The organism is Geitlerinema sp. PCC 9228 (genome assembly GCF_001870905.1).
Classification (GTDB): Bacteria; Cyanobacteriota; Cyanobacteriia; order Cyanobacteriales; family PCC-9228; genus PCC-9228.
Window position 1 is genome coordinate 255 of the sequence record NZ_LNDC01000022.1, and the last position, 17,636, is coordinate 17,890.

The 17,636-nt window shown below is 47.1% G+C and carries 18 protein-coding genes; 6 read left to right on the plus strand and 12 right to left on the minus strand.

Features of this window, described 5'->3' with window-relative positions; genetic code table 11:
• The 4 genes from AS151_RS22405 to ebsA form a co-directional block, all read right to left on the minus strand.
• The coding region (locus AS151_RS22405; protein WP_211517488.1) for a hypothetical protein at positions 1-194 on the minus strand (194 nt) is incomplete at its 3' end.
• 94 nt (positions 195-288) lie between these two features.
• Complete coding sequence (locus AS151_RS01705; protein WP_071515347.1) at positions 289-792, minus strand: DNA-processing protein DprA; 504 nt, start codon at positions 790-792, stop codon at positions 289-291.
• Positions 793-901: 109 nt separating this feature from the next.
• Entirely contained in the window at positions 902-1,993 is a 1,092-nt protein-coding gene (locus AS151_RS01710) for a phosphotransacetylase family protein (protein ID WP_071515348.1), read from the minus strand.
• Between the two features lie 125 nt (positions 1,994-2,118).
• Positions 2,119-2,499: a type IV pilus biogenesis protein EbsA gene (gene ebsA / locus AS151_RS01715; RefSeq protein WP_071515349.1), complete on the minus strand. Its 381-nt coding sequence runs from the start codon at positions 2,497-2,499 to the stop codon at positions 2,119-2,121.
• Between the two features lie 160 nt (positions 2,500-2,659).
• Here ebsA and AS151_RS01720 point away from each other — a divergent pair, with 160 nt between their 5' ends.
• The 3 genes from AS151_RS01720 to AS151_RS01730 all read left to right on the plus strand — a co-directional run bounded on the left by AS151_RS01720 (position 2,660) and on the right by AS151_RS01730 (position 5,367).
• The gene (locus tag AS151_RS01720) at positions 2,660-3,286 is read left to right on the plus strand and encodes a shikimate kinase (RefSeq protein ID WP_343327414.1); all 627 of its coding nucleotides are present in this window, start codon (positions 2,660-2,662) and stop codon (positions 3,284-3,286) included.
• Between the two features lie 142 nt (positions 3,287-3,428).
• Entirely contained in the window at positions 3,429-4,325 is an 897-nt protein-coding gene (gene argB / locus AS151_RS01725; RefSeq protein WP_071515351.1) for an acetylglutamate kinase, read from the plus strand.
• A gap of 16 nt (positions 4,326-4,341) precedes the next feature.
• Entirely contained in the window at positions 4,342-5,367 is a 1,026-nt protein-coding gene (locus tag AS151_RS01730) for an alpha/beta fold hydrolase (protein ID WP_071515352.1), read from the plus strand.
• A 472-nt stretch (positions 5,368-5,839) separates the two neighbouring features.
• Here the strand turns inward: AS151_RS01730 and AS151_RS01740 are convergent, their stop codons facing one another.
• The 4 genes from AS151_RS01740 to AS151_RS01755 form a co-directional block, all read right to left on the minus strand.
• Positions 5,840-6,301 (minus strand): pentapeptide repeat-containing protein, encoded by a 462-nt coding sequence (locus tag AS151_RS01740; protein ID WP_071515354.1) that lies wholly within the window; start codon positions 6,299-6,301, stop codon positions 5,840-5,842.
• A 459-nt stretch (positions 6,302-6,760) separates the two neighbouring features.
• Positions 6,761-7,393, minus strand: a complete 633-nt coding sequence (locus AS151_RS01745) for an SMI1/KNR4 family protein (protein WP_071515355.1) — start codon at positions 7,391-7,393, stop codon at positions 6,761-6,763.
• A gap of 15 nt (positions 7,394-7,408) precedes the next feature.
• Positions 7,409-8,482 carry a hypothetical protein gene (locus AS151_RS01750; RefSeq protein WP_071515356.1) on the minus strand — a complete coding sequence of 358 codons (1,074 nt, stop codon included), beginning with the start codon at positions 8,480-8,482 and terminating at the stop codon, positions 7,409-7,411.
• Between the two features lie 123 nt (positions 8,483-8,605).
• Positions 8,606-9,055: a hypothetical protein gene (locus AS151_RS01755; RefSeq protein WP_071515357.1), complete on the minus strand. Its 450-nt coding sequence runs from the start codon at positions 9,053-9,055 to the stop codon at positions 8,606-8,608.
• A 963-nt stretch (positions 9,056-10,018) separates the two neighbouring features.
• On the opposite strand from AS151_RS01755, the gene AS151_RS01760 reads away from it, so the two are divergent.
• Together AS151_RS01760 and AS151_RS01765 are read left to right on the plus strand one after the other, a co-directional pair.
• On the plus strand, positions 10,019-10,663 hold the full coding sequence (locus AS151_RS01760; protein WP_084639335.1) for a LuxR family transcriptional regulator: 645 nt from the start codon (positions 10,019-10,021) through the stop codon (positions 10,661-10,663).
• A 425-nt stretch (positions 10,664-11,088) separates the two neighbouring features.
• Complete coding sequence (locus tag AS151_RS01765) at positions 11,089-12,777, plus strand: DUF3352 domain-containing protein (RefSeq protein WP_211517489.1); 1,689 nt, start codon at positions 11,089-11,091, stop codon at positions 12,775-12,777.
• A 73-nt stretch (positions 12,778-12,850) separates the two neighbouring features.
• Here the strand turns inward: AS151_RS01765 and AS151_RS01770 are convergent, their stop codons facing one another.
• The 4 genes from AS151_RS01770 to AS151_RS21170 form a co-directional block, all read right to left on the minus strand.
• Positions 12,851-13,150 carry a DUF3493 domain-containing protein gene (locus tag AS151_RS01770; protein ID WP_071515359.1) on the minus strand — a complete coding sequence of 100 codons (300 nt, stop codon included), beginning with the start codon at positions 13,148-13,150 and terminating at the stop codon, positions 12,851-12,853.
• Between the two features lie 111 nt (positions 13,151-13,261).
• On the minus strand, positions 13,262-15,055 hold the full coding sequence (locus AS151_RS01775) for a ShlB/FhaC/HecB family hemolysin secretion/activation protein (RefSeq protein ID WP_084639337.1): 1,794 nt from the start codon (positions 15,053-15,055) through the stop codon (positions 13,262-13,264).
• 447 nt (positions 15,056-15,502) lie between these two features.
• Positions 15,503-16,045 (minus strand): GNAT family N-acetyltransferase, encoded by a 543-nt coding sequence (locus AS151_RS01785; protein ID WP_071515361.1) that lies wholly within the window; start codon positions 16,043-16,045, stop codon positions 15,503-15,505.
• A 565-nt stretch (positions 16,046-16,610) separates the two neighbouring features.
• Positions 16,611-16,883, minus strand: coding sequence for a hypothetical protein (locus AS151_RS21170; RefSeq protein ID WP_139240439.1), 273 nt, complete (start codon positions 16,881-16,883; stop codon positions 16,611-16,613).
• 15 nt (positions 16,884-16,898) lie between these two features.
• On the opposite strand from AS151_RS21170, the gene AS151_RS01795 reads away from it, so the two are divergent.
• Positions 16,899-17,615 carry a hypothetical protein gene (locus AS151_RS01795; RefSeq protein ID WP_071515385.1) on the plus strand — a complete coding sequence of 239 codons (717 nt, stop codon included), beginning with the start codon at positions 16,899-16,901 and terminating at the stop codon, positions 17,613-17,615.
• The last annotated feature ends 21 nt before the right edge of the window (positions 17,616-17,636 follow it).

Consider the following 17,636-nt stretch of genomic DNA (forward strand, 5'->3'; position numbering starts at 1 on the left):
ACGGAGTCTGCTACGAGACCAAGGCTGGACGAACCGAACGCAATCAACACGAATGTCGATTTTTGTCCAGTGATTAGGTTAGTCGGGAATTTTCCTAAATGCGCCAATACCATTTTCTGCACAACCATACGGAAATTCTGGCGGAAAAATCTCAGTAGCAGCCACCATCGGAGTTGGGATTGAATGGCAGCCAAGTCGGGAATAGGCGATTCCGGTTCCCCAAACGGGGGCACGGCAAAATGAGAAAAACTGGCACACTTACCAGCAACTGCGAGATTGCTTGATTCCCTAGTCGAAATAAAAGAGGGTGACCACTTTTCTTTGTTCTTCCGCCTCGCGGCAAGTTTGCAACAGCGTGCGGCTGTCGTGAAAAGCAAAGCAAATCAGTTGCTGGCAGCGCGAAATAATTTCTTTATTACACAAAGAACTCGCTTCTGCCAACGAAAGTTGGTCGTTGGCGGGGTTTTCCACCAAATGCATCACCTTGGCAATTTGCTTGCGCGATTCTGCTGATTGACGGTCGAGGCTTTGGGGCAAAATCACCGTCAGCATGTTGGGATCGGCTCGCATGGCCCCTCGAATAGCTGCCGCATTGGTTCCTGTGGCACCCGAGGTGACAATGCGATTCCCCGCTAGAACCAGCGCGTAACTCATCATTTCGATGAGATGTTGGTGGGTAATGGGAACGTGGCGCGAACCCAACAAAGCGATTCTTTTGGAACCAGTTTGTTGGATCGTGGCCAGTTCCTGGGCGAGTTCGTCTATTTTAGGCAGGTCGATAGATTGACTCAAGGGCCGCCAAAATTTTGCTCAGAACAACCCATTTATTGTAACAGACACCTGGCGCAGAAAGTAACCGCTATGACTCGATTGTACCAAGCAATCTGCGTTTGGGTCGCCTTTAGATGCTAGTGGTGACCTGCAACAGGGTATTCAGGTCGAAATGTTTTGCGATGAGATGGCAGATGCATTCTACCTTGGCAGCGTTGCGCAGGCGCAGGCGCTCGAAGGCTCGTTCCAGATAGGAAACCGTTTGTAAAGTATCGTAGGCTACAGACAAAACGGGCACTTCCACATCTTCGGCCCGGCGCAGTACCATATCGGAGGGTTGAATGTTGCCGGTGAGAATCAAGCAGTGGGTAGAAGCTTCCAAAGCAGCGAGATGCAAATCCATGCGATCGCCACCAGTAACAATGGCCATGTTATGACCGGCATGGAAATACCGCATGGCCAAATTGACCCCCATAGCACCAATTTGCTGGCTTTCCACCAACAAATCCAAACGTTCTTCACAGCAGAGAACTTTAGCGTGCAATTGGTAGACCAACTCACCAACGCTGATGCTGCGCAAAACTCGGTGGCGGGGCAGCATGCCCAAAACTGGAATTTGATGGTTTTCTAAAAACGGCTTGATGGAATCTTGCACCAAATCCATCGCCTCTGTGGGAATATCGTTGATACAAACCCCAATTAAGCGATCGCCAAGTTGCTGGGAAGCCTGCAGCAAAGCTTCCACCGTATGCAAAGGTTGAAAGCGGGTCACCAATAACACCGGTGCATCAATAGCATGGGCCATTTGCGGCAGCGTCAAACCAAACAAGCCTCCGGTTTCTAGGGTTCCCGCAGCTTCTACGAGCAGCCAATCGCACTCATAGCCAGCCAGGGTTTGCTGGAGTTTGTCGCTATAATCAGTGACATCGACACCACTTAGCCGTTCTTTCAAGCTTCTCAAATTGGCACGTACATTTTCTGTTTCCACACATACCAGGGGTGGTTGCAAGCGTTGGGAGGACAATCCTAAAGTGTGCCCCAAAAACGCTACATCGCCATCGCGGTGATTATGGCAATCGCTGGTTAGGGTTTCCAAAGGCTTGCTGTAGGCAATATCCCATCCTTGTGCTTGTAGCTGGCGGGCAATTCCTAAAATCGTAGCTGATTTACCGCTGTAGTTCTCTGTAGAGCCGACGATCAGATGTTTGGACGATTGTGGCACATCCTCACTCCTATATTTCAAAGTTCGGACAACGAATCTTCCACGGCCATTGGTACTTCACCTGGGCGATATTCTGATTTTTGACCAGACCCAACCGACCGATCCAGATCCCTTCTTTTCCTATTCTATTCGTCCATGTGTAGCAACTTGCGATAAAAACCTTGAGGAAAATCGATGGTGCGAGATTTTTTGTACTGGATCAGCAGTTCGATCAGAAAATTCACAAACTCAAAGTTGGGCAGGCTAATCTCGTAACTCAATTCGGCGTTGCTGTCAAATTGCAAGCGACATCTGGTTAAATCGGAAGGTAAGGAGGTGGTGGTCCAACTGGCGATGAAGGGAATATCTTTGCCGCCTTCAATTTGACGTACCCCTTCCAAACTGCCCTGTTCGTACAGACTCAGTGCAAAAGGCAAAGCATTGCGTCGGTTTCCTTGGCAGTAGGGCACGTAGACCGCTACTTTACGTTGGTCTGCTGGTGCGAGCTTTTCCAATGGTGTACTCATTGTTTCAATGGTTGCGATCCCCTACTAGAATTTTGTCATGACTCGATTGGAATTGGCGCTGTTGCCAGCCTTTCCATGATAAACAGCTGTTGGCTTGGGAACAACAGGTAGCTGTTGCTTGGTGAGCAGCTAGATGACAAGCAATCAAAGGAGGGAAATCTTGACCGATCCACAGCGCGATCGCGCATCCAGCCAATTGTTGGCACAACGACTTGGTGGTGTCAATCTCTACTTAATCGGCATGATGGGTTCGGGGAAAACCACTCTCGGCCGCATTCTAGCGCAACGGTTGGGCTATAAATTTTTCGATACCGATGTGTTGGTAGAACAGGCCACTTCCATGAAGGTCAGCGATATTTTTGCCCAGTGGGGTGAAAACCAATTTCGGGAGTTGGAAACTCAGGTGCTGGCGGAACTCTCTGCCTACAAGAATTTAGCGATCGCCACTGGCGGTGGCATGGTATTGCGCCGGCAAAACTGGGGATACCTATACCACGGCATTACTGTCTGGTTGAACGTGCCGGTAGAAGCGCTTTACCAACGCCTGCAAACAGATAACACCCGCCCTCTGTTGCAAACTCCCGACCCCAAAGCGAAGCTAGAATCCATTTACCAGCAGCGACGGCAGCTATACGCCCAAGCCGACTTGCAAATCGTACCGCAAGAGAACGAATCTCCCGAACAGCTGGCCACCCGAGTGACTGAAGAAGTTGTCAATCGCCTAAAATCTCCCCAAAGCAACGCCGAAAATCAGCGATCGCTCAATACAGATAATGGAAATGTTTAAAGGCGCTTTATACCATTTGTGGGTTTCCTGCGGTTGCGATTTTGGCTGTTTGTAGCCGTTCTTGCAAGATACTATATTTGCCCATATGCCGAGGATGTCTCCCTCCCTTCGGTAAGTAGCAAAACTCCAGAAGGAAAAACCCATGCAAACGGAAGAAAACAAAAATCTCAGCCAAACTGAAGCCACCAGAGTTCGGGTTCTCAGCGAGGCGCTACCTTACATTCAGCAATTTTCCGGTCGTACCGTGGTCATTAAGTACGGTGGGGCCGCTATGAAAAATAGCAGCCTCAAAGCCGATGTGATTCGCGATATTGTTTTTTTATCTTGCGTGGGATTGCATCCGGTGATCGTGCACGGTGGCGGTCCGGAAATCAATACCTGGCTAACCCGTTTGGGGATCGAACCTCAGTTTAAAAACGGCTTGCGGGTCACCGATGCTTCTACCATGGATGTGGTGGAAATGGTTTTGGTGGGTCGGGTGAATAAGGAAATTGTCGATCTGATCAACCGTGCTGGCGGCGATGCGGTGGGATTGTGCGGCAAAGACGGTGCTTCGATCAAAGCACGCCCCCAAGGTGGCGAAGATATTGGCTTTGTGGGAGAGGTGAGTTCCATTGATGCCCAGTTGGTGGAGTCTTTGGTTCAGAGCAATTACATTCCGGTAATTTCCAGCGTGGCGGCGGATGAGAGCGGGCAATCTTACAATATCAATGCCGATACGGTGGCAGGAGAACTGGCAGCAGCTTTAAATGCGGAAAAATTAATTCTGCTGACGGATACGCCGGGAATTTTGCGCGATCGCGACCAACCGGAGTCTTTGATTACCAAGTTGGACATTCACGAAGCCAGAGAGGCAATTGATTCTGGTATCGTGGCAGGTGGGATGATTCCTAAAGTTACCTGTTGCGTGCGATCGCTGGCTCAGGGGGTGCGAGCTGCCCATATTATCGACGGTCGCGTTCCCCATGCTCTGTTGCTAGAAATTTTTAGCGATGCTGGGATTGGTACGATGATGGTAGCTTCTGAGTTCACAATCTAATTTTCTCCAACAGTACATGCAAGAAGAAACCCAGAAAAACTCACCCCAGTGGCTGCTATTTCGCCCCCAACAAGTCAGGGATGCCGAACGCACCCAAGGATTAATGGATGAGGGATGTTACTCTCAGTTTCTGATACATCCCCATCCCACCGAGCGGGTATTTTTATTTTTTCACGGGTTTACAGCCACCCCTGCCCAGTTTCTCCCCATTGCCAGAAATCTGCATCGGGAAGGGCATAATGTGGTCATTCCCCTCATGCCAGGTCACGGTCAAGCCGGTGAGTGGCATGCCAAACAACCGCCGCCGCTACCGATAAAAGCTCAAATTTACAAAGATTTTGCCAATAAATGGCTGGATCGCACTATACCTATGGGCAAACAGGTGGTTGTCGGGGGTCTTTCCGGTGGCGGTGCCGTGGCAGCGTGGCTGGCTTTTGCCCGCCCCAAAGAAATTAGTCGTGCTTTGTTGTATGCGGCTTATCTCAGCAGTAGCAGCCGTGTGGTGGATTTGTTGGTGCGTCGCTTGCGGGGCTACCACGAATGGACGGGCAAGGTGAAATTTGGCTATCATTGCTTTACGTTTCCCCAACTGAGCGTATTTTTGGAGATTGGCGATGAAGTTATGCGGCGATCGCGCCGGCAAAAACCAGCACCTTTATTTGCCATTTCCAGCGAAAGCGATCGCGCTGTGGGCAACCGCGACCATCGCACCTTATTTGAAAGAAGCGTGAAACATCAGCCTTTGTGTTGGTATCACTGTTTCGATCGCGTGTTGGATATTCCCCACACCATGCTCACGGAGACAGAAGGCAATCAATATCAAAATCTTTTGGTTTCCATGACCAAAGCTTACACCGAAAGTGAGCTCACTTGGCCCCAGGTGCAAGAAATTGCTTATCGCATGAGCCAAGGTAGAACCTTTGATGACGTGGTGGCTGAGTTGGGATGGCGCGATCGCGTTTCTCCTCACATGCCAGCGATGATGACGTTGGTAGACAAGCGTTCGATAGCGATGAAACGTCAGAAAAACTGGCGTCGATAAAATACCCAGGAGCGTTTTGATTTTTATTCATCCCACACCCGGCAAAATCTCTTCAATTATAGAACTAGAAGAGCGCGATCGCATTTCTTCCTACATACCAGGAATGATACCAAATCCGATGTACATAAACCCACAAAAATTTTGTAGGGTCGATTCGCGAATCGACCCTACACCAGGAAATTTCCATGGATCAAATAGCGAGGATGACAGCATTAGCAGCAAAACCGGTAATACCAACTTTTTCAAAACGACATCAAGCTGTAGATTAAAATTCTGTAGGAATACCAAATCCAACATGAAGAAACTACAATTTTTCTGTAGGGTGTAATACCATTTCCTTAATAGTCTGCAAGAAATAATAGGGGCATTTTTGTAGGGGCGCAACGCGTGAGCGCCCCTACCAGGGGAAGGAAATCCCAAAAAATCATTGTTTTTCAGAAATGGTATAAAGGTAGGCACGGGAGTCTTATCTCTAACATCGGGCTTCATATAAAATAAAACTGTATCCTACCCAATCCACGACAATAGTAGAATCTAGGTAGGTTTCCTTGAAAACGGCACCAAGTAAATGCGCACGACTAAATCGAACAGTATCTAAGTTTGTACCTTCCAATTCTATTCCAGGTAAAATTGCATTAGTAAAGTTAATTCCTCGCAAGCCAATATCCCGCCAAATCAAATTTGAATTGTCATTTTTTTCTAGCTGTTGACTATTTCCATTTCCGAGAATAGAAAAAATAGAATTATACCATTTCCTTAATAATCTGCAAGAGATAATATAGGCATTTTTGTAGGGGCGCAACGCGTGAGCGCCCCTACCAGGGCAATTTACCATACAATCGTTGTTTTTCAGAAATGGTATAATTTCTTCCTTTTCTCGCAATTTATTTTGGCGATCTTGTGCTTCTCTTTGCTGACTTTGTTCGTTAATCACTTGAATTTAAACTTTCCGATTTCTCTTGAACTCGGTTGTAGTAATATGCATCAAAAAGCTTCTCCATTTCTAGGAAAGAAATATTTTTATCCTAGATTAATTCTAGTAATTGATATTTTCAAGTTGCTGTATATCCATTTTCTTTTAAATAAATCAAATCTTCAAACTGTTGGATTTTGGCGATATGAGAAGCATTCCGATCGTTACTAGACTCTCCCGATACCGGCACAATCTCATTTTATTCGATAGGAGAAATTTCGCTATTCTCCCTAGACTTTTCTGACATAGAGAAACCCCCTCTTTGACAATTCCAGTAGTTTGTACGGCAGATTGCAATGGAAACGAAGGACTACGCGATCGCTTGTATAACACATACTCCCCAAAAACGCCTAAAGTAAAAAAGCATAGCGATCGCCACAAAAACCTTGAAATTCCCTCAATCTCAAGAGCCAACCGCCTCTAAAAGGAAGTATCCCTTAATTCTAAGAAATTTTGATACTCCGCCTGCATCATCTCACGAAAAGAACGATATCGGTCTGCACCAGGTAGCAAATCGCTAAAAAACCAAGCCTCCCACTCCCCCTCCGCAGTCACAATCCGGGGATTGAGTAGATAAATAGCAGATTCCCCCCTACTACTAATTTCCAAAGCCGTTTGCAAATACTCAACTCGTATCTGGCTGCAATCCTGCACCTCCCCATAAACCAGATATTCCTCATCCAGTATTGAGGGAATCAAGCGAGCCATATTTCCATTCGCCTCATTATTGCAATTGCTTTCGATAAAATCTTCAATCCAGGCTTGATGCCGCACCCGAAACCATTCAATTTCTTCCGTTGACCAAAGCCTGTGTATAAACGGCGTCGTCTGACGCCAACCGTTTGAAACTTTTAAAAACTCCCGATAAGAGGGTGGTAGAGTCGTACCGAGACGAGTTTCAGCGCGAGCAATTTGTGCTTCTGTGGCTCCCGAAAATCCCAACCAGCCGGATTCAATCACCTCCAGAGGGAGGTCTTCTCGCCAACTTCCCATTGACTCCAGTAACTCTTGACTCCACGTTCCCAAGAAACTTTCCCAGTTAAAAGAGTTCATTATGCCCCAGTTTGCTTAGACAACTTGAAGTAGTGGCACTTCAAAGTAGCCTGGAGTGGCAGGTATGCCTTGAAGCGTTACCAGCACCTGCAAGCGATACAGACCTAGTTGCTGTAAACTAGTTCCAGACAGTAAAACAATATAGGGTGGTTCGTCTTGACTGAGAACCTTAACCTCTGCATTTCCCAAATGAAGGGTTTCACCAGTAGACCAATGGCGAGCGTAAAACTGCGCCAAAGCAATTACCTGCTGTCGAGCCAAATCGATGGTATTCAACTCCGCCAGATCGAAAACCACTTCTAAAGCAAAAGACTCATCCCTTTTAATCGAGTCAGAAATTCCTTGACCTGCCTGTTTGACAACCATCGGTTGCTCGGTTCGAGGCGGCTGAAATATTCGTACTTGGCTGATATTGGTCGTGACAGGCGTTTTGGCGGCGCTTGGTTCCGTTCCCGCATCCGATGCTAAGACCTGGTTGACTCGCTCCAATATCCATGGTTGGAGTGCCTCGCTCTCAATCCCGAGCCATGTCTTGACAGCATTGGTTTGTACGTGTCGAACCGTCGTTTGGTGCTCTGTCATATCCGCGATCGCTCTACTTTGAAATTCTACTGTAAAGGAAGCCAACGGGATCCATGTTTCCTCAAAATTGGTAGGGGATGCTTCGGTTTCAGTCTCCGCTTCAGTATCTGTTTGCGCCTCATCCCCTGGGGAATGCACCTGGGTTCGATCTGGCTCATCTATTTCAGCTTCTTCTGTTAGGGAAGCCAAGCTCGTTTCCCTTTCTTCTTCAGAAGGAGATTCCGTAGATTGGTTAGTTTCGCTGGTTGGGAAGGAAATTTCTACTGCCAACGTTTGAGCTTGCGCGCGCCATTGCTCAATTTCGCTGGCAGATACATTGTCTCCCTGTGCTTTCAGCTGAGACTCCAATTCCTCAACCGAGGCATCCGCTAGTTTTTGAAAAGTGTCAATACCAATTAATTTCAGCCATTGTTCCCTGGTGGCAGCGATGCCTGTAATTCTGGTCAGGTCGTCGCCTTCTCCACCATTGCCATTGGGTGGTACTGGATTGGTTGTTGATGTCGTCATTTGAGTTCCTTCCTTGACCATTTAGAAAACTGGCAGGTAACTATAGAACCTGCCAGTTTTGGTAGCGCCTTTCTCAGTCGCTAGGCATCATTGCACTCAACCAATTGCGAGGAAAAGTTGCAATTAGGAATAAGTCTGGACAGTGAGTCCGTCGATAAAACCAGTTGCAATCGGATGGGAAAAAGCTACAGGAGCAGTAATGGTTACAACCGCTGCTACCTTGTAAACCGTGTTCCCAGTTAAGCCAGCACCGCTGGGGGTAATTGGTGCGGTTTTCACGGTATAATCGCTGGTACCGGGAACCGTGGTGATGGTGGCTGGTAGTTTGACTTCGCTGCCAGGACCAATAGACTCGCCGTAAAAGTCCACTTGAACTGTCAGAGGTAAGTGCATCAGAAGTTGTACCAACGGAGCGTTGCCGCTGAATTTGACTTCCGCGCTTAACTCAAATTGCTCGTTCATTTTCAGAATGGTTGCTGGCGCTGGTGCGCTAGGATCCAAACCCTGAATATTGAGACTGCCAAAATCAACTGCTAGCGGGGGAGCAAAGGGAATTTGGACTTGAGTAGCCATATTAGTATCCTCGTTTTTTTCTCTGTTAGGGAATTGGAATGGTTAGCAAGCCTGCGTAGAATGAGCTGTTGTTCTTCTTCTTTTCAGCTCTACTCTGTCTTAAGCTTGTTAACTGCTTGCATCGTGGCATGGGGATTTTGCGTTTGGCGTCACCCTGAGGGGGTACTCTTGTTTTCCTTGAGGAAGGGAATCAGTTTGAGGATGTTTGCTAGAATTTCTTTAAAAGTTTGCAATAAATAATTGAGGTGTTCCTGTAGGGGTGCCTTACGGAGTAGCCCCACAAGGAAAATTGGGATATTTCAGAAAAATCATTGTTTTTTAGAGATAGTATGCAATATTCCCGTACTGGCTGGTGAAAAGACAACTGACTGCCTTATCTACCCTGGTGGAATGGAGTTGCTTTTTACGTAAAAACACGCAAAAATAAAACTTTTAGCAAGAAAGCACGAGAAAATTTTGCGCAAAAATACGTGAAATATTGAAATATCCGTCAAAAAGTCAAATGAAAGCGAAAATTAAGTCGCTTCTGGTTTTTTCTAAGGTTCATCTTTCTAAGTAAGTTTTTGTTGCCGATGCTGACGGTCTAAATGCTTGATTTTAGGAAATTTCAATGGTTGGTATGTACTTGATTTTTATTTTGTCGCTCTTTTTGAGATTGTCCGGATGGCTGTAATTTTCACAGACAGACATAAATGTATGGTATGGCGAATGATAGCTTGAAGTTGCTTCTATACTGGTAAATCTATAAGTCTAGAGAATATTTGATGAATTTTTTGATTGATGAATTTTTCCAGATTATTTTCTTTTGTTTACATTTTGTCTTTATATAATATAAATGCCGCACTAGGACTGGATAGTACCCTTTTGGGGTCATGGCAAGAAGGAGATTATTTTGACATGATACTAGCAGGTATATAAGCAGATCGATTGCCCAAAAAAGAGGTTATCCCTGCTTGAAAAATCATGAAAATGCTTAGGGTTGAGGATATGTCCCAAACGCATGATGGCTTAAATTGGTCAAAAACCGCATTTGATTCTTACCAGATGGACAAGGTATGTTTGGATCTATCCAAAAATAAAAATATTTCTTTACAAGAAATCGTGGAAAGATTTGTAGATGGCTTGTTGATTATCACGGATAAACAAGAATTGGTTTATCTGAATGAAAGAGCTCGTCGGATTTTCCGCAAACTCAACCCCAACAGGCATCATGTTAATGAAATCCCTTCAGAGATTTGGCATCTTTCTCAGTTTATTTTGGAAAGCTACCGTCGGTTTCCCCATCAAAATTGGATGATGGAATCCCAGGTTTTTACGCAAAATTCTGTAGCCATTCGGGTGCGCGTTCAGTACATTCAACGGGAGTTGTGCGCATCTTCCTATTTGATAGTGACAGTGGAGGATCTTTACAAGCCGGTTGAAAAAATAGCACTTGCAGAGGCGGAAAAATATGGGTTGACTCCTCGTGAGAAAGAGGTGTGGATGCTCCAAAAAGAAAATTATACTTACAAGCAAATTGCTTCGGAACTTTACATTACGCCGAATACAGTCAAAAAACACATGAAAAGTATTTATTGCAAGCGTAAGGCTTATTTGGGAATTGAGTGATTTTGAAAAACGATGGGGTCAAACACAGCCGGCAATTTTATTTTACGCCATTTCTTTTACGTACGTAGGGACAGGCGCGATCGCTTTTTAGAAACAAAATCTATTTTTCCGATTCATACCCAACCCCAACTCCACAAAAATTTGCTGATATTCTCCAGCTCGCTGCGATCGCGCGGTATAAAAACAGCAAGAACATTCTACAGTATTTTTCTACTTGCAATCGTCGAGGGCGAGTCTCAAAAACTGATAAGATAACCTTTTGATGGCTTGGTGGCCACCTGCTAGCTCCTGGCTGTTGGGTCTTGGAAATACCAAAAAAGCCCAATACCATCCTTTTTGGGGCAGTTCCCACCAAAAAATCCAGACGATCGCACATTTTGAGTTACCCGTCGCGCATGATGAGCCTACGTTCGTTTTTTCTTGCCTTGGCTGTTGCCGCTCTGTCGCTGTTGCTGGTAGCAGGAAGTGGCGCGTATTGGTTGTACAACCACAGTCCTCTATCCATACTTGGTGGTACGACTTCCACCTATCCCCAAACCACCCTTTTTATTCCCAAGTCAGCACCCGCTATGGCTTCTTTGCTAGTGAATCCAGAACGAGTGGATAACTTACTGCGGGTTTTGGTGGCACCCGAGAACCGCCGCCAAATCCATCGGGAGTGGCAAAATTTAGAGCAAAACTTACTTTTTAAGACGGGATGGGAATACCAAAGGGACATTGCTCCTTGGTTGGGTGATGAAACCACCATTGCGGTAACCACAGCCGATATTGACCGGGATGCCAGCAACGGTCAAATGCCTGGTTATTTATTGGCGACAACCACTAAAAACAATGCCACCGTCCAAGATTTTTTACAATCGCTGTTGCGTCGGGGAAAATCGCCAGCATGGAGCGAACATACTTACAAAGGCGTACGCTTGTTTGCCCAACCATCTTTGGCAGCCGAATCGGAGGTTAGTACTCACCCTACAGAGCAAATGGCCGTAGCAACGGTTGCCAATCGCTTTGTTTTGCTAGCCAACCACCCGCAAGTAATTCGAGATGCAGTTGATAGCGCCCAAGTGAGCAATTTGAGTTTGGCAAGCGATCGCAATTACCAACAAACCCTGGCGCAGTTGGCACCTCAAAAAGTAGGGGTAGCTTTTGGGAATCTACCCCAACTAACAGCATGGTTGGGAAACGAGGCTGCTTTGCGTTCCTCTGCCGACCCTTATGAAAAACTGGGGTTGGCTTTAGAGTTGAAACCGGCAGGAATGATTTGGGAAATTGCCGCCACCGGTCCTTTAAAAACAGCCAGCCAGCAACTCCCCCTACTGTCGGAACCCGTAACGGCTTTGCAATATTTACCTGCCAACAGTAACTTGGCTATTGGTAGCCGGGATTTGCGCGCACTCTGGCAACAGCTACAACCCCTCCTACAAAGCGATAGTACCCTCGCAGAGACTATGCGTTCGGTGGTTGGAGATTTGCAACGTCGTTGGGGGGTGGATCTGGAAGAGGAAATTTTTCGATGGTATGAGGGAGACTATGCTTTGGGGGTGGCAAATTCCCATCGCCAAAACCAACAAGATTGGGTATTTGTGGCGCAAGCGGATCGCCAGCAAGCCGATACCATCGCAGAACATCTCAATGCGATCGCGAAAGCCAACGGGTATACTCTGGGCAAAGTAACTCTACAAGAACAACCAGTATATGCTTGGACGCAATTTGCTGTTGCGCAAAATCCCATCGATGGCACCGATCCAAGCAGAACCTTTCCCGTTTTATCGGCAAGGGAAGCTGGAGTTTATACGTATGTCGATGGCTATCAAATTCTGGCGAGTTCCTTAGAAGCGATGAACGCAGCCTTACAAGCACCGGGTAATTCTACCCTTGCTAGTCCAGAATTTCAAGCATCCATCGCCCCATTTCGCACGCCCAACCAAGGATATGCTTATATTAACTGGCAAACTATCCGACCCAACTTGGAAAAACAATTTCCTGCCATACGTTGGTTGGAAAATGCTGCCAGTCCAGTTTCCCAGCATTTGCGATCGCTCACTGCCAGCAGCTATGGTATCCAAAACGGTGTCTTCAAAGGGCGTATTTTTCTGCGACTTACCGCGGCGCAATAAATTTTAGCGTCTCGGAAAATAGGAAGAAAAAACCATCAACTCGACTTTTTCCCCTGTTTTTCCTACCCACCGACTACTTTAATTCTTTCTTCTCTTGCTTTTTCTGCTTCTTCTGTTCGAGACGAAACAGCCAAACCATCAAAGCAACCACGCCTACCTGGAGGGCAAAATTGGGCAAAACCGAGCTTACGGCTTCTCCTTGGGCAAATTTTGCTAGAAAAATAAAAGCACCCAAAAGACCGGAGGCAGCAAAAGTGACGTAAACAAACTGTCGCAAACCTCGGTAGGGTGCCTTCAATTCCGCACGCAGTTGCGCGTACTGTTCGGGGGGAAATTGCTGTCGCCGATCGCGATTGGAGTTGGGTGCAGGCATGAATGGGTCCTAAAATACGGCAAGGGAAAAATTTGGGCGTATTTTCATTATTTTAAAAACATTTTCCCATTCTTGCATACAAGAATCTACCAAATGCGATCGCCCAATTTCTCAGAAAGGATTCCACTGTAAGGAAAAATAAATCCCATTCTCTTGCAAACTATCCTTTTCGCGATCGGTATCCACTAAGGGAATTCCCCAATCAACCCTGCCAATCAAACCGTTGGTTTCCCAACGCAATCCCAATCCCGTTCCCACCAAGGTACTCGGATCGGGATGGTCAGCATCCACATTCCAACCAGTACCAATATCGAAAAAAGGAACCACTTGCAAAATACTCGATTCCGAAAAACGAACCACTGGCACTTGCACTTCTGCCGAAACCAAAATGCCGCTATCGGTGAGTAGGGTATCTTCGCGGTAACCGCGAACGCTGTTGAAGCCACCCACCCCAAAGCGTTCCGACGATAAAAGCGGATCGGCAGCCAGTTGGATATCGGAACGGACCAACAATAGCGTATCTTCCGCTAGCGATCGCAACCACTGCAATTGCGTATGCCAAGCAAAAAACTCGCTATCGGGCAAATTTTCGTTATCCGTTGCCCCCAGCCAATCTACCCCAAACCGAAACTCCGAACGCGCCGCAAAAATAAATTTCTCTCCCCGTTGGGTCCATTCTTGGAAAAAACGAGCGGTGGTAAGTTTGGTGATTCCTTCGTCGCTGGCAGCCGCCGACAGAGGAAACGATTCGTCAAGGAGATATGTAAAACTGCGTTCGTGAGCGGCACTCAGACCCACCAAAAATTCCCGATTGGGGGTTTCGATGAGCGGCTGCTCGAAGGTGAGTTCGTAGGTTTGGGTTTCGGCTTTAATATCTAATCGATCGAAGGGTTCCTCGATAATATTGCCTTCTTCTAGAGAAGCGCGCAGGCGAATGGTACTGTTGCGGGCGTTAATGGGGATGCTGTAGCTAGCATCGATATTATTGCTGCCATCGGTGCGCGTGTAGTTGAGTTCCAAGCGATCGCCATTGCCGGTGAGATTGCGGTTGACCAATTGGGTTTCTTGGCTGAAACTCCCTACGCTGGGGGATTGTCCGTTGTTGAGATTGGCTTGCACCTGCCAGGGGTTGGCTGGTTCCACATCCACCGACAGCAAGCTCGTACCTGGTTTGGTTCCCGCAGAAAGTTCCGCAGAAATATTTTCAATCAGCGGATCCAATAGCAATAGCTGCAAGGCTTCTAGCAATCGCTCTTGATGGAGGGGTTGGTCGGTAGCGGCGCGCAAGCGACTACGGATGTAACTGGGTTGTAGGTGTCCTGTGCCCTCGATTTCAATTTCGCTGAGGCGACCTTCTATAATGTGAATGGTGACCGTGTTTTCCTCAATTGTTTGGGGGGGAATATAGGCACCAGTGGTAATGTATCCTGCCTTCACGTATTTGTCGGTAATCGCCGAACGCGCCCGCAACAGGTCGGCAAAGGTTAGAGGGGTATCGAGAAAGTTATTCAGCTCCTCTTGCAGTTCTCCATCGCTATAAGCAGTATTGCCTTCAAATTTAAACTTGGTCACCGTAATGGTATCGGGAATGTGGGATGGTGATGGGGAATCCCTTTGCGGGTCCATTTCCGGTAGCAAATCTTCTAAGGGAGGCAGACGCGGCACTGTCTCCGGCAAACGATCGCGTTCTTGGGTGGGAAATACATCCTGAGTGGGAGGTAGTTGCGATCGCCAAAGTCGTTCCCCTGGGGGATTCGCCGCTTTTCGCAGGGGAACAGATACTTTGGTTGTTGCCACCCCCTCTGGCTGGATGCTTCCCCATACCACTTCTGCCACCAAACCAGGCAACAAAGACATGCTGCCAACCATCAAAAATCTCAATTGCTGCCATCCGAGTTGGTTCACATCAATCTCCCAGTCGATTTAGAAGCAAACAATAGCAATATTTTTTCCCAAAAACTGTCAAAAACTGCAATAAAATCGAACATCGATAGCACTAGTCCCTTTGTTAATAGGAACTGCCTATTTCTAATATTTTTCCTAGGCGGCCTGGTTCTATCGTGCCCCTTCCCTCGATCTTGCGCACGGTTGACCGCCAAACAGAAAAATTTGAGCGTTCGGCTGTTTTTCCCCTCCCGAATTGCAACGGTTTCTGCTATCCCAGTGGTTTGTGTTCTCACCCTCCCCTAGCGATCGCCAAGCTAGGAACAGCTCGTCGAACGCTTGCCTTCAAGAGCAACCGCTGTCCAAAATAAAATCGCAAAAACCCTGGTGGCGTATTGACAAACGCCCCTATTTCCTATCCGTCTTTCCCATCGCCAACCAGCGATTTCATAGCTCCATCGCAGGAAATCACCTGGGATACCAAAACATACCCTTAATTCCTTCCGGATCGGAAACAAATCCTAAATTCTTATAAAAATCTACCACGTGGGGGTCGGCAAACAAGGTAATATTGCTAATGTCTTCTTTTCGCAGTTTCTTAATTAAATACTGCATCAAAGCCTTGCCCAGACCTTTTCCTTGATAGTCGGGATGGACCACCACATCCCAAATGGTGGCATTAAAAGCGTGGTCGGAAGTCGCGCGCGAAAAACCAACCAGCCGTTTTTTGGCCCCTTGAATTTCCCACATCGTTACCACGCAAAAGCTGTGTTGAACGGCTTTTTTCACTTTACGTAGGGGACGTCGCGACCAACCGACGGCATCGCATAGTTCTTCCAAATCGTACAGATCGATCTCTCGGCTGGTGCTAAAGTAAACGCGGATTTCTTCGTTGCCACCAGCGCCATTGTTGCTTGTTGGTACCACGTATTCTTCTAGTTTAGGGGACGAAGTGGTCGTCGAGTTGTTTTCAGAACTGCTAAACAAATTTTTCCAAAAGCCTTGAGTCATGGAAAATTCCTGGGATAGTTGGACACCCCGGATGGAACCGGGACAAGGTTTTCAAGGCACGCCAAGAGCCAATTGGGCACTGAGTTCCCTTCAAAAAACCACCCAAGGGAATATATCCCTACACAGGAAAGCCATTGATGGGGTAGGAACCGGCGTAAAACCTGGCCCGCAGGCAAACATGGGGAGTAAATTGGCAGCCCTTCGACGGTATTGACATCGAAGTCGTACAACCAATATAGCTTTTTGCGGTATGGGAAAAAGAGGGGATTCGCGATCGCCCCAACCAAATTCCCTTCCTACCGCTAAGGTAGCTTATCTGGGAGAATTTTGATAGCAACCACAGAAGATTTTCTAGCTGCGAACCGGTCAAAATTACGAGTTGGCCAGCTCCAACTGTCCAACCAAGCAAGATTTGACCTAGAAAATCGGGAAGATGGGGTTTGTCTTTTCCCGATGGTATCTCCCAATTTCAGCGACCATAGAGCCAGTTAGCAAGTCCCCTTGTCAGAACCCAAACCTCCCCTCTAGGGCTACAGAGCCATCTATGCTTGTCGAACCGGCTAAGCTATATTGGATACGTAGTTGGCTGGCCGGCAATTGTTTTTCCCCAAGGGGCACCGCCATGCCCCAAAATATAGCTGCTGGTGGGGAAGCGGGAAACCGAACCACAGTCAAACAGTTGGTAGCCAGCGATAGAAACGGTTTGAAGGTCTGGGTTGCAGTGGGTAGCTATAGGTAGTTTCCTTCCCAATGGCGGTAGGAAAGCTCGTACACTTAAGATTATGCGATTCTCCTTTTGGGAGACGCTTTGCGATCGCGCAATCAAAATGGTAGTCACATCTGACCCTGAATGATGGCAACGGGTTTAAAATCTTCCACACTGGATCTGTTAAAGCGCTTCAATCGAGCTTTTCCCCAGTTTTACGAACAGTTCGTTAGCAGCGAAATTCAGCTGCAAAATCTGAAACTGGCTTACCAACTATATAAATCGCGACAGGCGGTGATCGAAATCAAACCGGAAGGCAACAAAAGTGCGCTACATTTTGCCTACCGCAATCAATCTTTCCTGCTCAGTGACATTTTCGGTGTGTTAGCCGCCTACGGACTAACCATCCACAGCCTGAGCCTCTACGGTCAGATTTACCCTCCCATGCTGGTTTTTATCAAGCTGGTGGTTTCCCGCAGGGGCAAAGCTCTCACCGAAAAAACCTCGGAAAACGTATGTCGCGCTATCCGAGAAGCATTAGCAGGGCATTTTGAGGTGGAAGAAATGCTGGCTGTGGAATTTAACCTAGATGCCGGCTTGGAAGATGTAGAAACCGAGTTTTACGTAGATCCGGTATTTCACTTACCGGCATTGCTCATTGAAGCCGATAACCAACCGGGACTCTTTTATAAAGTCATGTATGCCATTTGGCAGGAAGACTTGCTAGTGGTCAACGCCAATTTGCTGGTTTGGCGCGGACGCACTCGATTGATTTTATATTTGCTCGGTCCCAACGAAAATTTAATTCCCGATTACCTGGGGCAGAAAATTGCGGAAAGCGTTCGCCAAAGGCTGCTTGGCTAGAGGGACGTAGCTGGTTTCTTT

Bases quoted from the DNA above. Each gene is read 5' to 3' on its own strand.
- AS151_RS01785 (WP_071515361.1), bottom strand. From the start codon at position 16,045: ATGACTCAAGGCTTTTGGAAAAATTTGTTTAGCAGTTCTGAAAACAAC.
- AS151_RS01795 (WP_071515385.1), top strand. From the start codon at position 16,899: ATGGCAACGGGTTTAAAATCTTCCACACTGGATCTGTTAAAGCGCTTC.
- AS151_RS01755 (WP_071515357.1), bottom strand. From the start codon at position 9,055: ATGGCTACTCAAGTCCAAATTCCCTTTGCTCCCCCGCTAGCAGTTGAT.
- AS151_RS01760 (WP_084639335.1), top strand. From the start codon at position 10,019: ATGAAAATGCTTAGGGTTGAGGATATGTCCCAAACGCATGATGGCTTA.
- AS151_RS01750 (WP_071515356.1), bottom strand. From the start codon at position 8,482: ATGACGACATCAACAACCAATCCAGTACCACCCAATGGCAATGGTGGA.
- ebsA (WP_071515349.1), bottom strand. From the start codon at position 2,499: ATGAGTACACCATTGGAAAAGCTCGCACCAGCAGACCAACGTAAAGTA.
- argB (WP_071515351.1), top strand. From the start codon at position 3,429: ATGCAAACGGAAGAAAACAAAAATCTCAGCCAAACTGAAGCCACCAGA.
- AS151_RS01770 (WP_071515359.1), bottom strand. From the start codon at position 13,150: ATGCCTGCACCCAACTCCAATCGCGATCGGCGACAGCAATTTCCCCCC.
- AS151_RS01745 (WP_071515355.1), bottom strand. From the start codon at position 7,393: ATGAACTCTTTTAACTGGGAAAGTTTCTTGGGAACGTGGAGTCAAGAG.
- AS151_RS01730 (WP_071515352.1), top strand. From the start codon at position 4,342: ATGCAAGAAGAAACCCAGAAAAACTCACCCCAGTGGCTGCTATTTCGC.